This window comes from Paenibacillus sp. N119s (genome assembly GCF_059447605.1).
The window spans coordinates 20,059-34,658 of the sequence record NZ_JCAJRU010000019.1; the positions used below are offsets into that span (position 1 = coordinate 20,059).

The following is a 14,600-nucleotide window of genomic DNA, read 5'->3' on the forward strand; positions in this document are numbered from 1 at the left end:
TACAATATATGATATTTCCATTTTTAGCTGTAACACTTGTCTCATAATGCATAAAAAAGAAGCTTTCCATTTGGAAAGCTTCTTGTAGTCTCAACGTTAATGTTAGACTACAACAGTCAACAAGTAATCCTCACGTTTCACTTCAGGTTCTATTGTGCTCAGTACATCCAGGTATTGAGCGGAATTGGTTACGATGATTGGCGTAGTCGTTGTATAACCTGCTGCTTTAATTTGTTCGATATCAAATTCAAGCAACAATTGCCCTTGCTTCACCACATCACCCTCTTTGACGCGCTTGTCAAAGAATTGTCCTTTCAGTTTCACCGTATTAACACCAACGTGAATCAGAATTTCTGCTCCGCCATTGGAAGTAATACCGATGGCATGTCCGGTCGGGAATACGGTCGTGATCGTTCCGTTAACAGGGGATGTCAGCACACCTTCTGTAGGATCGATCAAGATTCCTTTTCCCATAGCGCCTGAAGCAAAGGCAACATCAGAAGATTGTTCCAATGGCAGCACTTTACCTTGCAGCGGACTTACGAGAATTTCTTTTTCAATGGCTGCTTCTTTCTTTGCGGGTGCGGCTTCTGTTTTTGCAGTTTCTTCTTTCGGATCGTCAAAGCCCAAAATCATAACCAACACAACAGCGAGTATAAAGGCAACGAGTAAGCCGATAACAACCCATAAGAATCCAGCTCCAAAATAAGTTGGCAATGCCAGCAAACTAGGCAGGGAGAAGGACTTTGCAGTTGCCCCGCCGGAAGCGATAATAGCGCCCCCGATACCACCAGAAATACAAGCGTAAATGAAAGGCTTTTTCAATTTCAAAGTTACGCCATAAATCGTAGGTTCAGTAATCCCGAATACAGCTGCCAGTGTGGAGGAACCAGCCAATGCTTTCATTTGAGTATTTCGTGATTTCAGGAATACCCCGAGTGTTGCACCTGCTTGAGAAAGTACGGCTGCTGTAAGCATTGGAAGCATCGTGTCATAACCCAATGTTGAAATATTGGACAGCATGATTGGAACGAAACCCCAGTGTACACCGAAAATAACAAATACTTGCCAGAATGCCCCGGCAACAGCCCCAGCAATCAATGGGCTTAAATTGTATACCCATGTAAAACCATTCGCCAAGCCTTGACTGATCAGATTACCGACTGGACCAAAGGCCAAAAACGTCAATGGAACAACGACCAGCAGTGATAGCATAGGTACGATAATATTTTTTACCGATTGATGAACAAAGGAATTAAACCAGCGTTCCACATAGGATTGTACCCATACCGCGAGAATAATGGGGATTACGCTGGAACTGTATTTAATTAAAATGATTGGAATCCCGAGAAAAGCCAGTTTTGCTGGATTGTCCACCGCTGCAATCACATCTGGGTAGACGAGTGCTCCAGCAACTGCAACAGATACAAAGGCATTGGTCTTAAATTTACGAGATGATGTAATAGCCAGGAATATAGGCAAGAAATAGAATACACTGTCCGAAGCAGCGTTCAGAATGAGATACGTACCGCTTGCAGTATCAATCCAATGGAGCGACGAAATTAAGGCCATAATCCCTTTGAGCAAACCTGCTCCGGCAAGAGCCCCCAAGAGAGGAGAGAAAATGCTCGAAATGATATCGACTGCTTTGCCGAGAACATTCGTTTTCTCGGAAGATGCTTCTTTTTTCGCATTTGGATTGTCCGCATCCTGCAGATTTGTTTCTGCCATCATATGCTCAAACACTTGACCTACATTGTTACCGATGACCACTTGGAACTGGCCGCTGCTTTCCACCACTGTAATGACACCAGGCGTTGCTTCCAGTGCAGCTTTGTCTGCTTTTGTACGATCTTTTAATTTAAATCTCAAGCGTGTAGCGCAATGGAATACCGAATTGACATTCTCTTCGCCGCCAACGAGAGTCACTATTTTTTTGGATAGCTCTTTATCACTCATGTTCAGAACTCCTTAAGTGTTATTCTTGCTACGGATAGGATTTACTGTTTACATTTGTTGCTAAGATGCGCTGGCGTGCATCTTTTTCACCTTGTAAACAAGAAAAACCTAAACTCGTGGTGAAAACGACGCACTTCTCCTACAAGGGTATGTCGATTTCACCATCAGTTTAGGTTTTGCCTGCCTTACCAGTCACAATCCATGAACGATGAGGATATGAAGTTTTTTAGCCTGAAATGTTATTACGTTCAGTTACCCGATGAATGTGAATCGTCAGATATACATATTCATCCTTGCTTAAATATTGATCATATGTTTTTTCTAGGTATTCATTAATTTTTTGGGCACACGCAAAAGCTTCGGTATAGGTTTGCTTTACCTGGTTGTACAAAAATTCTTCACCACTGTAAATGACCTCTTTGCGAATCACTCGCATTGCAAAGTATTGCAAATGGGTCAAAAATCTCGAATAGCTAAAAGAAGTCTCATCCAGCACAATCCCGTAATGATACGTAATAATGTTTAATATATGTTGGACAATCTCAGTCATTTTCAGCGTGGCCTGCATCTCGTTACCGTCGATCCGGGCATTCACCATATGCAATGCGATAAATCCAGCTTCATCTTCGCCCAATTTTACACCGAGCGTATTTTCAATCTTTTGCAGAGCATCCAGTCCAACTGCAAACTCTTTTTTGTAAAAGCGTTTAATTTCATACAGCATCGCGTTTTTGAGTGCCAATCCTTTTTCTTCCCGCTGTATGGCAAAATGAATATGGTCGGTCAAAGTTAAATAAATGTTATCACTTAACTCCGTATCCAGCACCTCTGCTGCATGGGTGACAATTTCATTCACGACCTCCAGATGAGATACGGGAATATCGTTCAGCAGCTCGGTTAGTTTGGCCGTGAACTCGTTTTCATTTAACATGAAAATCTTATCTATTTTATGATCATCGACTGGGTCGCCAGCCACTTTTTTGAAGGAAATACCTCTTCCCATGACGATGACCTCTTTGCCTTTATCGTTTTTAGTCAACAGGACGTTGTTATTGAGCACCTTCTCAATAATCATTGAAGTTCCCCCTCCCATCCTTTACCAATAAAAAATGCCCAAGCACAATTCAATACTATTGTTAGCAATAGCACTCAATTGAACTCAGGCATTGCCCGCATCACCGGTCACAATCCTTCGATATAGTGCTATTGTAGCACAAAAAAAAGCGATTTCAACATTTTTTATTCTCTTTCGACAAAAAATATTTCATATCAAGGCCCAATTGCCTAATTTGCAAGTCAACTGACCCTTAAGTGGTCGTACGCTCAATGAGACTGTATTCCAGCGAATGAAGCTTCATCTGGCGTCCAATCAGCTCAGGGGAAAGCATGAAAAAAGCATTTTGCGCCTGAGCCATAATGGGATTTTGAACCGTTGTAATTCCCATGGTGTGCGACAGCTCCGTGTTATCGAACCCAACAATCGCCAGATCTTCCGGTACCCTCAGCTTTTGTCTGCGCGCTTCGCAGAGAATGCCCACGGCTACATAATCGTTAGCACACAAAATAGCCTCCGGAAATGCCTCCCGATGCTGTAACAAATTACGTACGACCTGTTCGCCATCACGAATGTTATAAATAGAAGAATAGTTCCAATGCGGCCGCACTGGCAGATTGTGCTCATTCATGATCTGCTTATAAGCTCGTTGTCTACTGTGGGTATTAATGCTGCTTGGACGACCAAAGGCATTGGCTATACGAGTATAGCCTTTTTGTATCAAATGCTTTAGTGCTAGCATGTATCCTTCATACTGATCCATAGCGACGGAACGAATATCAGTATGCTCCATTCGTTGCCAGGCCACAATGGGGCCATATTTGCAATAGGTACTCAAAAAATCAGTGTCATTCACGCAGGAAATGATGACCAGCGCATCGACTCTTTTTCTTTTTAAATCCTCGAAAGCCTGAAGCTCCTTCTTCTTGTCTTCTCCCGAAGTATAAATAATGGTTTGGAATTCATATTGTCCAGCGATTTCCACAAAGCTGTCCAGAAAGGCCAGAACAATTTCATTAATAGTTGAAGTAATGATGCCAATCTGGAGCGTCTGACCCTTGGATAGAGAAATCGCATTTCGATTAGGAACATAATCCAGCTCCTGCATGATTTTTAATATTTTAGCTCTGGTTTCTTGGCTTACATGTGGGGACTGATTTAACACTCTGGATACCGTAGCCTTGGAAAAGCCCGCCAGTTTTGCAATTTGATCAAGATTCGACATGATGCTTCTCCTCACATAAGAAAAAAATACTTGATATGAAACGCGTTACAACAATTAGGATGCTCATGAGGGCATTACGTCTATTTTAAAGCATCTATTAATGCATTTCAAAGGAGAACGGTTGCCGGGAGATATTGATTCAAGGATTGTAAGTTTATCGTTGGACTTCACAAATTTTTCACTTGTAATAAGCTGAAAGTTTTCTGTATAATAAATAAAAATTTCATATGTCTGGTTGATGTTTGCGGGAGATGGAATGAAAATTCCGACCGAAGGGGCAAAACTCTCAGGTGCTAAGGCTGGTTACAGCAATATGCGGGGACCGTAAACGGACAGAACTCTGGAGAGACCCTTAATTGGGCGCCGAAGGTGCACCGCAGAATAACATCTGCTTAAACTCTCAGGCAAAAGGACAGAGACGCGAATAACCTGTGACAGGGAATACTCTAGGCTTTTTAGAGATAAAATCCTGTACAAATTGGTTTATTTTTCGTGCCTTTAACCTCTCCAGGAGTCGAATCAACGGATTTGACTCTTTTTTGTTTTTTAATATGCTGGAGGAGCGGGTTGAAATGAATTTGGTACATTTATTGGAAACGATTGACAGTTGGATGTGGGGAGCGCCGCTTCTAATTCTCGTCATGGGCACTGGGTTGTGGCTAACGATCCGTCTGAAGATGCTTCAGATTATTCGATTGCCTTTAGCGCTCAAGCTAATTGGTAAAGCGCCGGACGAAGGCAGCGGGGATGTCAGTAGCTTTGGAGCATTGAGTACGGCACTCGCAGCTACTGTAGGTACAGGAAGTATCGTCGGTGTCGCAACAGCGATCAAATTGGGTGGGCCCGGTTCATTATTCTGGATGCTGGTTGCAGCTTTTTTCGGGATGGCAACCAAATATGCGGAAGGGTTATTATCCGTTAAATACCGTGTTAAAGACCGGAACGGACAATTTTCGGGTGGTCCGATGTATTATATTGAAAACGGGCTTGGCCGCCGTTTCAAGCCGCTGGCGATGTTGTTTGCCTTTTCTGGTATTCTTGTAGCATTATTTGGAATCGGTACTTTTCCGCAAGTAAAGGCTATCGTTTCTTCTACGGAGAGTAGCTTTGGCGTGCCAACAGTAGTTACAGCAATCATTATTTCAGTGTTGACGGCTGTTGTTACGATTGGAGGACTCAAAAGTATCGCCAAGGTATCCACAAAGATTGTTCCATTCATGTCGGGGCTCTATATCGTGGTTTGTTTAATCGTACTCATTAAGTTTGCAGGAGAGCTTCCTCATGCGATCGCGCTAGTATTACAAGGGGCTTTCTCGACAACATCTGCGGCGGGTGGTTTTGCCGGAGCCACGATTATGCTGGCAATGCGAAGCGGAGTTGCCAGAGGGATCTTTGCAAATGAAGCCGGTTTGGGAAGTGCGCCAATCGCAGCAGCAGCAGCTAAGACAAAATGGCCCGCAGAACAAGGGCTAATATCCATGACGGGCGTTTTTATCGATACGATGATTATTTGTAATTTGACAGGATTTACATTGCTGGTTACGGGAATATGGAGTGGAAATGATGATGGAGGTCTGATGACTCAACATGCGTTTTCCAGTGCCTTTCCGGCTGGAGCAGAGCTCGTGACGATTAGCCTTATTTTATTTGCGTTCACAACGATACTTGGCTGGAACTACTACGGGGAACGCTGTGTTGAATATTTGCTTGGGGTCAAGTGGATTAAACCATACCGTTATCTGTTTATTATACTGGTTGCCGGAGGCGCGTTCATCAAGCTCGATGCCATCTGGCTGCTGGCAGATATTTTTAACGCAATGATGGCTTTTCCGAACCTGATTGCATTGCTCGGCTTGTCAGGAATTGTAGTCGCCGAAACTCGCACTTATATGAATACTTTGTATCCTAATAAGAAAAAAGGGATTCTTGCAGGTGCCAATGTAGGGGCTGCTATCCAAGTAGAAGAAAAAGGACAAACAGTTAATTCATAAATACTAAAAGGGGTGCTCTCAGCCATCACAGGCTTGAGGGTACTCCCTTTTGAATGTTATCGCCAACATGAGGAATATCATCCTCTATCCGTACGTGGGATGATTACATGGCAGCCGGAGAACAACTTCTGTTATAGGAAGATCGCACGTGTTTAAGTCAGGGGATTAGCTTATGACATTAATCGTTGTATCTCATCTTTCAGAGCTTCGGACCGAGTACCGAAAATAACCTGCAGGGTACCGTTCCCCAATCTGATGATCCCCGATGCTCCGAGCTGCTTAAGAGCTTGATCGTTAACCGCTTTGTCGTCTTTGACGACAAGGCGTAGCCGCGTGATACAGGCATCAATGCTTTGGATATTATCTGAACCGCCGAGATAGGCTAGGATCTTGTCTGCCTGACTGGACGGAGTGTTGGATGAGGTGCTCGCCTTTCCAGCAGGTACGGATTCGTTAGTCTTAGACAGGAGATCATCATCTATATCGTCTTCACGCCCGGGAGTCTTTAGGTTGAATTTGAGAATGATGAAGCGGAACAGAAAGTAATAAACGAAGGCGAAGACAAGCCCGATTGGGATCATTCGCAATGGGTGGGTGGAGAGCTTCATATTGACCAGATAGTCAATGAGTCCTGCTGAAAAAGAAAAGCCAAGCTTGACATCTAGTAGGTATACGACCAGACCGCTTAGCCCTGTCAGCAGAGCATGAACGCCGTAAAGTAATGGCGCAATGAACATAAACGAAAATTCGAGGGGTTCAGTAATTCCAGTGAGGAACGATGCCAGCGCAGAACCGATGAAAATGGAAGCGACCGCTTTACGTTTTTCCGGCCTAGCTGTATGGATGAATGCGAGAGCCGCTGCTGGCAGAGCAAACATCATAATGGGGAAGAAGCCAGACATAAACATACCTGCCGATGCATCGCCTGCAAAAAAACGCGTCAGGTCACCATGAACGACTTCACCTGCTGCATTGGTATAGTCACCAATTTGAAACCATGCGATTGAGTTCAACACATGGTGCAGACCGAGCGGGATCAGTAGTCGATTGGCAATCATGAACACCATGGATCCGACTCCGCCAAAGCCGACTATCCAGTTGCCGAAGGCTGCAATTCCATCTTGTATCGGACTCCAGATCATGCCGAGCAGAATGGCCAGAATCATGGTCGTAAAGGCTGTAATCATGGGTACAAAACGTTTGCCTGAAAAAAATCCAAGCCAGTCTGGAAGTTGAATATTGTGATATTTTTTGAATAAAAAAGCAGACCATCCGCCGATAAAAATACCGCCCAATACGCCCATATCCAGTTTGACATCGTCGGGAATATACGCAAATATACCCGGTACTGCTGCCAAAATACGGGTTAGCACCAAATAGGCAATGACTGCCGAAAGTGCGGCTACCGCATCACCTGCCAGACCAATAGCAACACCGATGGAGAAAATGAGCGCCAAGTTGCCGAAGATTGCACCCGCCCCTTCGTTCAGAAAAGGAGTGACATAATGATTCAGAAATCCACCGATTCCAGAACCAAGTGGAATGTCCGTTTCATAATTAATGAGAGCTAGCCCTTGCAAAATCCCTGCGGCGGGTAAGGTAGCCACTGGAAGCATTAACGACTTTCCGATTTTTTGCAGAAATTTCAGCATAACATTCTTCCCTTCTTCATCAAGTTTGGGAGTGTCGTATTCATCCTGAAATCTTTACATTCAGCCATTTTTTCACATCATAAATCGGGCAGTCTAACATGGTCAACGATTATTTTAGAATATGAGAAGACGTAAATCCGTAGTTGACATCGCTTACATGCTTATATAATATCAAATTTAAGTTAATAATCGTGACGGAGACAAGAGAGCCACGCAGACATCCCATGGTACAGCACAGGGTTGGTTTGTGATGGCTTTCCTTTTTTGCGCGATGAAAACGATCAGAATCGGATGATCTATTGAGGAGGTTGGTTGTATGTCGCCATACGCAGCCGAATTCATAGGGACAATGATTCTCATTGCCCTAGGTGGCGGAGTGTGCGCAGGGGTGTCCCTGAAAAAGTCATTTGCTCACGCTTCCGGCTGGATTGTAATTGGAATGGGATGGGGGCTTGCGGTAGCTATTGCAGTGTATGCGGTCGGTCAAATCAGCGGAGCGCATTTGAATCCGGCAGTTACACTCGCGTTGGCATTTCAGGGTAGTTTTCCATGGCAGGATGTTCCCGGCTATATTGTGGCCCAGCTTCTTGGAGCCATGGCAGGTGCAGTGATCGTCGTTTTACACTATTGGCCCCACTGGAAAGAGACAGAGGACACGGCAACCAAGCTCGGTGTATTTGCGACAGGACCAGCTATTGATCATCCGTTTGCCAACGTGCTTAGTGAAATGATAGCTACTTTTATCTTTGTTCTTGCTTTACTGTCGTTTGGTGCCAATTCATTTACAGACGGTTTGAAACCGCTGATTGTTGGTTTTTTGGTTGTCAGTATCGGGTTATCCCTTGGAGGCACAACGGGCTATGCCATCAATCCAGCGAGGGATTTTGGACCGCGTCTGATGCATTATTTGCTACCGATTCCCGGGAAGGGAGCTTCCAACTGGGGATATGCATGGGTGCCTATTGTAGGACCGTTATTGGGGGGATCTTTCGCAGGGCCATTTTATCAGGCCGTTTTTAAGGGGAGTGTAACCCCGGCTTTCTGGATTTTATTAGGGGTCATCGTGGTGGTACTTTTGATTACCTTCCGCATCAGTCGTACTTATAAAAATCATAAAATCGATCACAAGCTTACAGCGTAAAAACGATGGATTTACACGGGGAGAGATGAATATGGAAAAATATATTTTGTCACTAGACCAGGGAACGACAAGTTCAAGAGCGATTTTGTTCAATAGCGAAGGAGATGTGGTGTACTCAGCCCAGCGGGAATTTCCGCAATATTTTCCTCACCCCGGCTGGGTAGAGCAGAATGCGAATGAAATCTGGAGTTCTATTCTGGGCGTTATTGCCTCCTGTCTTTCCGAATCCGGTGTAAAAGCAAATCAAATTGCTGCCATCGGCATTACTAATCAGCGGGAATCAGTGGCCGTGTGGGACAAAAATACAGGATTACCCGTGTATAACGTACTCGTATGGCAATCACGTCAAACCTCGGATATTTGTGATGAATTGAAGCGACAAGGGCATGAGGAGTTGTTTCACAGCAAAACAGGGCTATTGATCGACCCGTATTTTTCAGGCACTAAAGTAAAGTGGATCCTGGATCATGTAGAAGGCGCGCGGGAAAAGGCGGAACGAGGTGACTTGTTATTCGGTACGATTGACTCGTGGCTAATCTGGAAGCTATCCGGCGGAAAGGCTCATGTAACGGACTACTCCAATGCAGCGAGAACGCTGATGTACAACATTTATGAGCTCAAGTGGGATGAAGAGCTGCTGGACATTCTGGGGGTTCCGAAAATCATGCTGCCTGAGGTAAGGCCTTCTTCCGAGGTATATGCGCACACCGTGGATTATCATTTTTTTGGTCAGAATGTACCGATCGCGGGTGCAGCAGGCGACCAGCAGGCAGCCTTGTTCGGTCAGGCTTGTTACGAAAAAGGAATGATCAAAAACACTTATGGCACAGGCTGCTTTATGCTCATGAATACAGGGGATCAGCCTGTTGAATCCAAACACGGTCTGATCACGACCATTGCTTGGGGACTGGAAGAAGGCAAAGTACAATACGCGCTCGAGGGGAGTGTGTTTGTTGCGGGGTCCGCGGTCCAGTGGCTGCGAGACGGGCTGCGCATGTTCCGTGAGGCGAAGGACAGTGAGCCTTATGCCGCCCGTGTTTCCTCTACAGAAGGGGTGTATCTTGTACCCGCTTTTGTCGGCTTGGGCAGCCCCTACTGGGATAGCGAGGTACGTGGAGCGATGTTCGGTCTGACGCGGGGGACGACGAAGGAGCATTTTATTCGTGCCACCTTGGAGTCACTCGCTTATCAGACCAAAGATGTGCTTACCGCCATGGAGATAGATTCAGGTATTGCGGTGAAGACATTGCGTGTAGATGGAGGAGCCGTGTTGAACAATTTCCTGATGCAATTCCAGAGTGATATTCTGGATGCGACGGTAGAACGACCAGTTATCCATGAGACAACAGCATTGGGTGCTGCATGCCTAGCAGGTTTGGCTGTTGGATATTGGAAGAGTATGGATGAACTTCGTAAGCGGGTGAGGGTGGAAACCTCCTTTACCCCTACGATGGATGAAGCAACACGTGAAAGCCTGTACGAAGGCTGGAAAAAGGCTGTGAAGGCAACGATGGCCTACAAGTAGCAGCTTAAACGAAAGGGCTTTAGATCTTTAAACTGCAAAAAGGTGACTTCTGAATTCAACAGGAGTCACCTTTTTTAAGGTATGTGCTATCCCTCGACCCTCGTATGGTTCCAATTTTGCTGGGCTCCGCAGGAGGTGCGAATGACTAGTTCGGGCTCTACTTTAATACATTTCGTATTCATTTGTTTGTTCATCAGGTCAAACAGTACCATAGCGGCTAGACGGCCTATTTTTTGCTTGTCTTGTTTTACAGTCGTCAGTGGAGGATCGGTATAACGACAGGCTTCAATATCATCACATCCTATTACGGCGATATCCTCGGGTACCCTTAAGCCGCTTTCCTTGAAAGCACGGATGGCGCCAAAGGCCAGCAGGTCGGTAGCCGCAAAAATAGCTCTTGGTAAATCTCCTTGCTGTATCCACGCCTTTGCGATCTGGTACCCATCCTCTGCCGCATAGTCCTTACCATATACGATCCATTCGGGTCTTACATCAAGACTAAACCGCTTTAGTGAAGCGATAAACGCTTCCTCTCTCTGTTTGATAACCAAGGAGGGGCGTTCAATGCCTATAAAACCCATCTCGCGGTATCCATTCATGTAAAAGTGCTCAACAACCTTCATGGAGATCTTCTGATTGTCGGACATGATGTAGCAGGAACTGGCCCCAGTCAGCTCAATATCGACGCCGATGCAGGGGATGGGGCTGGCGTCGAGATCAAAAACACTTTTCTCCACTTCGTCTCCAGCAATAATAATACAACCGTCCACCGAAAAATATTTCGAGCGAGCTAAATAGTCCTCTCCATTATCGAGAAATTTCTCATTTGAAAAAAACAGCAGATCGTAACCAAGCAAGCCAATCTGCTTTTTAAAAACATTAATGATGTCCACAAAAAAAGGATGACTAAAATCGACATTCAGCTTGCCAGCGAATATAACGCCTACCAGATTGGATTTTTTGGTAGCAAGCGTTTTAGCCGAGGAGGAGGGTCTATAGCCTGTTTCCTCCATGATTTTAAGGACTCGCTGCCTGGTTTCCTCACTGATATCTGTGTAATTGTTTATGATTTTCGAAACCGTTGCTACTGAAACGCCTGCCATACTAGCTATGGTTTTTATATTCATGGAATCCTCCGCAACTAAACTGATTTAGTTAAATTGACTTTGTACTTCAAACTCAATGATTAATCGTATTCTATGCTACCTCATAGAAAAGAGTCAACAAAGCTATTCAAGGATATATTCAAATATTTTCAGGAGTAAGAACGATAATTTAACGTTGTTTTATGTTTTTATAATAATTTATAAAACGCTATTTACAAATACAGGCTATTCGATACATAATAGTAGCTGTAATTAACTAAACCGATTTCGTAAAAGTAAATGCATTTATTCCAAGATTACAACGGGGATTTTGCAATGCTGAAAAGTCATGGCTTTCATCACTCATTGTAATCGCTTCAATTTTAGTGTTAGCCGCCGCTTGCTTGCGGTATCCTGATTGTTACACTAGTCCTGGTTATTTTGTATATTTTCCTCCAGCGCTTTATTGTCGGCGGTGTAATAGCCGGAGCTGTGAAGTCTTGATTTCTAAAGGGAGGTATCGATTATGAGCGAAAATACCTTTGTATTTCCTGCCACATTTATGTGGGGAACTTCAACCTCTTCTTATCAAATTGAAGGTGGCACAAATGAGGGCGGCAGAACGCCCTCTATTTGGGATACTTTCTGCCAAATACCCGGGAAGGTGATCGAAGGGGATTGTGGAGATGTGGCTTGTGACCATTTTCACCGCTTTAAAGAAGACGTGCAATTAATGAAACAGCTTGGCTTTTTACATTATCGTTTTTCTGTGGCTTGGCCACGCATTATGCCCGCGCCCGGCGTGGTTAGCGAAGAAGGACTGCTCTTCTATGAGCATCTGCTGGATGAGCTTGAGTCGGTTGGGTTAATTCCAATGCTGACGCTGTATCACTGGGATTTACCACAGTGGATTGAGGACGAAGGTGGATGGATGCAGCGAGAGATTATCCAACATTTTAAAATGTATGCCTCTGTAATTATGGACCGATTTGGCGAGCGAATAAAATGGTGGAATACGATAAATGAGCCTTTTTGCGCCTCTATTTTGGGATATGGTACAGGAGAGCACGCCCCTGGTCATGAGAACTGGAGCGAGGCCTTTACTGCCGCCCATCATATTTTGATGTGTCATGGGATTGCGATCAATTTGCATAAGGAAAAAGGATTAACAGGTAAAATTGGCATTACGCTAAACATGGAACATGTGGATGCTGCTTCCGAGCGACCCGAGGACGTAGCTGCTGCCGCCAGAAGGGATGGCTTTATTAATCGTTGGTTTGCTGAGCCATTGTTTAACGGAAAGTATCCTGAAGATATGGTGGAATGGTACGGAACGTATCTGAATGGATTGGATTTTGTACAGCCTGGTGATCTGGAACTGATTCAGCAACCGGGAGATTTTGTAGGCATTAACTATTATACCCGCAGTATCATTCGAGCAACTAACGACGCCTCATTGCTGCAAGTAGAGCAGGTTCACATGGAGGAGCCAGTAACAGACATGGGATGGGAGATTCACCCTGAATCCTTATATAAGCTGCTGACGAGGATTGAGAAGGATTTTAGCAAGGGCCTACCCATTCTGATTACGGAAAATGGAGCAGCGATGAAGGATGAACTGGTGAATGGACAGATTGAGGATACCGGGCGTCAGCGCTATATTGAAGAGCATTTAAAGGCATGTCACCGCTTTATCCGGGAGGGAGGTCAGCTCAAGGGTTATTTTGTCTGGTCTTTCTTTGATAACTTTGAATGGGCCTGGGGATACAGCAAGCGTTTTGGTATTGTACATATCAATTACGAGACGCAGGAACGGACCCCCAAACAAAGTGCGCTATGGTTCAAGCGAATGATGGCGAAGAACGGGTTTTAAACAGAAAACCAGATGCAAGTTAGCAATAGCTTCAATTTATGTAGGCCGTCATGCTGTAAAGCAGAGCATGACGGCTTTTTTGTTTTATAAATCTTTGCGTCAGGCAGGGGATCTATGCAGAAAAATCTTGCAATTCCAATATGACAGGACAGTGGTCACTGCCTGTAATATGGCAATCGATACTTGCATCTATTAATTGCGGACGAAGCCGCTCCGAGACGAGGAAGTAATCAATCCGCCAGCCGATATTCCGTTCCCTTACCTTTGGCATATAGGACCACCAGGAATAAACATCCGTCCGATCAGGATACAAATATCTGAAGGTATCTATAAATCCGGCGGCAAGCAGCTGTGACATACGGTCTCGTTCCTCGGGCGTGAAGCCGGCATTTCCGTAATTGGCTTTGGCATTCTTGAGATCGATCTCCTGATGAGCCACGTTCAGGTCTCCACAAATGATGACAGGCTTCAGAGTGTCTAGTTGTTGCAGATAGTTGCGAAAACGGTCTTCCCATTCCAGCCTGTATGGCAATCGGGATAAGTCCCGTTTCGTATTCGGTGTGTATACATTGACAAGATAAAATTTTTCGAATTCCAGTGTAATCGTTCGACCCTCTGGCTCTTCATTTTCTTCAAGCCCATAATGCACAGAGAGCGGCTTGATTTTGGTGAAAACAGCCGTGCCGGAATATCCTTTTTTCTCAGCGTAATTCCAGTACTGTGAATATTCCTCCATGTTCTCCATGAGAATTTGCCCTTCTTGAAGTTTCGTTTCCTGTACGCAGAAAATATCAGCATTCGTTTCTTTTATATAAGTATAAAATCCTTTGTTTACACAGGCTCTTAAACCATTTACATTCCAAGATATTAATTTCATTTGATTAAACTCCTTACTACTCCACGCGATCAAGCGGTGTAATGGTATACCTTCGATTAAAAAGGCTGTCCCAGACAAGCGCTCGAACAGCACGACGAAAACAGCCTTTTCTACATAAAATAGGTTGTAATACGATGATAGGTTTCAATGTTATAGGGGGCTTATTTGCTAGAAAATAAAAAAAAGCTTCCTAAATAGGAAGCTTCGGCTATACGTCC

At 44.6% G+C, this 14,600-nt stretch carries 10 protein-coding genes and 2 riboswitches; of the genes, 4 read left to right on the forward strand and 6 right to left on the reverse strand.

Annotation, left to right across the window (positions count from 1 at the left end; genetic code table 11):
- Positions 1-102: 102 nt before the first annotated feature.
- From AC5V8P_RS04520 to AC5V8P_RS04530, 3 genes are all read right to left on the reverse strand, one after another.
- Positions 103-1,959, reverse strand: a complete 1,857-nt coding sequence (locus AC5V8P_RS04520) for a beta-glucoside-specific PTS transporter subunit IIABC (protein ID WP_064797463.1) — start codon at positions 1,957-1,959, stop codon at positions 103-105.
- Between the two features lie 226 nt (positions 1,960-2,185).
- Positions 2,186-3,034 (reverse strand): BglG family transcription antiterminator LicT, encoded by an 849-nt coding sequence (licT, locus tag AC5V8P_RS04525; protein WP_064797464.1) that lies wholly within the window; start codon positions 3,032-3,034, stop codon positions 2,186-2,188.
- A gap of 232 nt (positions 3,035-3,266) precedes the next feature.
- Positions 3,267-4,238, reverse strand: coding sequence for a LacI family DNA-binding transcriptional regulator (locus tag AC5V8P_RS04530; protein ID WP_063212197.1), 972 nt, complete (start codon positions 4,236-4,238; stop codon positions 3,267-3,269).
- Positions 4,239-4,473: 235 nt separating this feature from the next.
- Positions 4,474-4,550: riboswitch (glycine riboswitch) on the forward strand.
- Between the two features lie 18 nt (positions 4,551-4,568).
- Positions 4,569-4,664: riboswitch (glycine riboswitch) on the forward strand.
- Between the two features lie 146 nt (positions 4,665-4,810).
- Here AC5V8P_RS04530 and AC5V8P_RS04535 point away from each other — a divergent pair.
- Positions 4,811-6,229: an alanine/glycine:cation symporter family protein gene (locus AC5V8P_RS04535; protein WP_196771886.1), complete on the forward strand. Its 1,419-nt coding sequence runs from the start codon at positions 4,811-4,813 to the stop codon at positions 6,227-6,229.
- A 170-nt stretch (positions 6,230-6,399) separates the two neighbouring features.
- Here the strand turns inward: AC5V8P_RS04535 and AC5V8P_RS04540 are convergent, their stop codons facing one another.
- On the reverse strand, positions 6,400-7,881 hold the full coding sequence (locus tag AC5V8P_RS04540) for a PTS transporter subunit EIIC (RefSeq protein ID WP_064797465.1): 1,482 nt from the start codon (positions 7,879-7,881) through the stop codon (positions 6,400-6,402).
- A gap of 316 nt (positions 7,882-8,197) precedes the next feature.
- Here AC5V8P_RS04540 and AC5V8P_RS04545 point away from each other — a divergent pair, with 316 nt between their 5' ends.
- Positions 8,198-9,022 carry an MIP/aquaporin family protein gene (locus tag AC5V8P_RS04545; protein ID WP_064797466.1) on the forward strand — a complete coding sequence of 275 codons (825 nt, stop codon included), beginning with the start codon at positions 8,198-8,200 and terminating at the stop codon, positions 9,020-9,022.
- A 31-nt stretch (positions 9,023-9,053) separates the two neighbouring features.
- On the forward strand, positions 9,054-10,547 hold the full coding sequence (glpK, locus tag AC5V8P_RS04550; protein WP_064797467.1) for a glycerol kinase GlpK: 1,494 nt from the start codon (positions 9,054-9,056) through the stop codon (positions 10,545-10,547).
- A gap of 86 nt (positions 10,548-10,633) precedes the next feature.
- Here the strand turns inward: glpK and AC5V8P_RS04555 are convergent, their stop codons facing one another.
- Positions 10,634-11,674 carry a LacI family DNA-binding transcriptional regulator gene (locus AC5V8P_RS04555; RefSeq protein WP_063212203.1) on the reverse strand — a complete coding sequence of 347 codons (1,041 nt, stop codon included), beginning with the start codon at positions 11,672-11,674 and terminating at the stop codon, positions 10,634-10,636.
- A 484-nt stretch (positions 11,675-12,158) separates the two neighbouring features.
- Between AC5V8P_RS04555 and AC5V8P_RS04560 the strand changes: the two genes are divergently transcribed.
- Complete coding sequence (locus AC5V8P_RS04560; protein ID WP_064797468.1) at positions 12,159-13,505, forward strand: GH1 family beta-glucosidase; 1,347 nt, start codon at positions 12,159-12,161, stop codon at positions 13,503-13,505.
- 112 nt (positions 13,506-13,617) lie between these two features.
- Here AC5V8P_RS04560 and AC5V8P_RS04565 read toward each other — a convergent pair whose 3' ends face one another.
- Positions 13,618-14,382: an exodeoxyribonuclease III gene (locus tag AC5V8P_RS04565; protein ID WP_063212207.1), complete on the reverse strand. Its 765-nt coding sequence runs from the start codon at positions 14,380-14,382 to the stop codon at positions 13,618-13,620.
- Positions 14,383-14,600 lie beyond the last annotated feature (218 nt).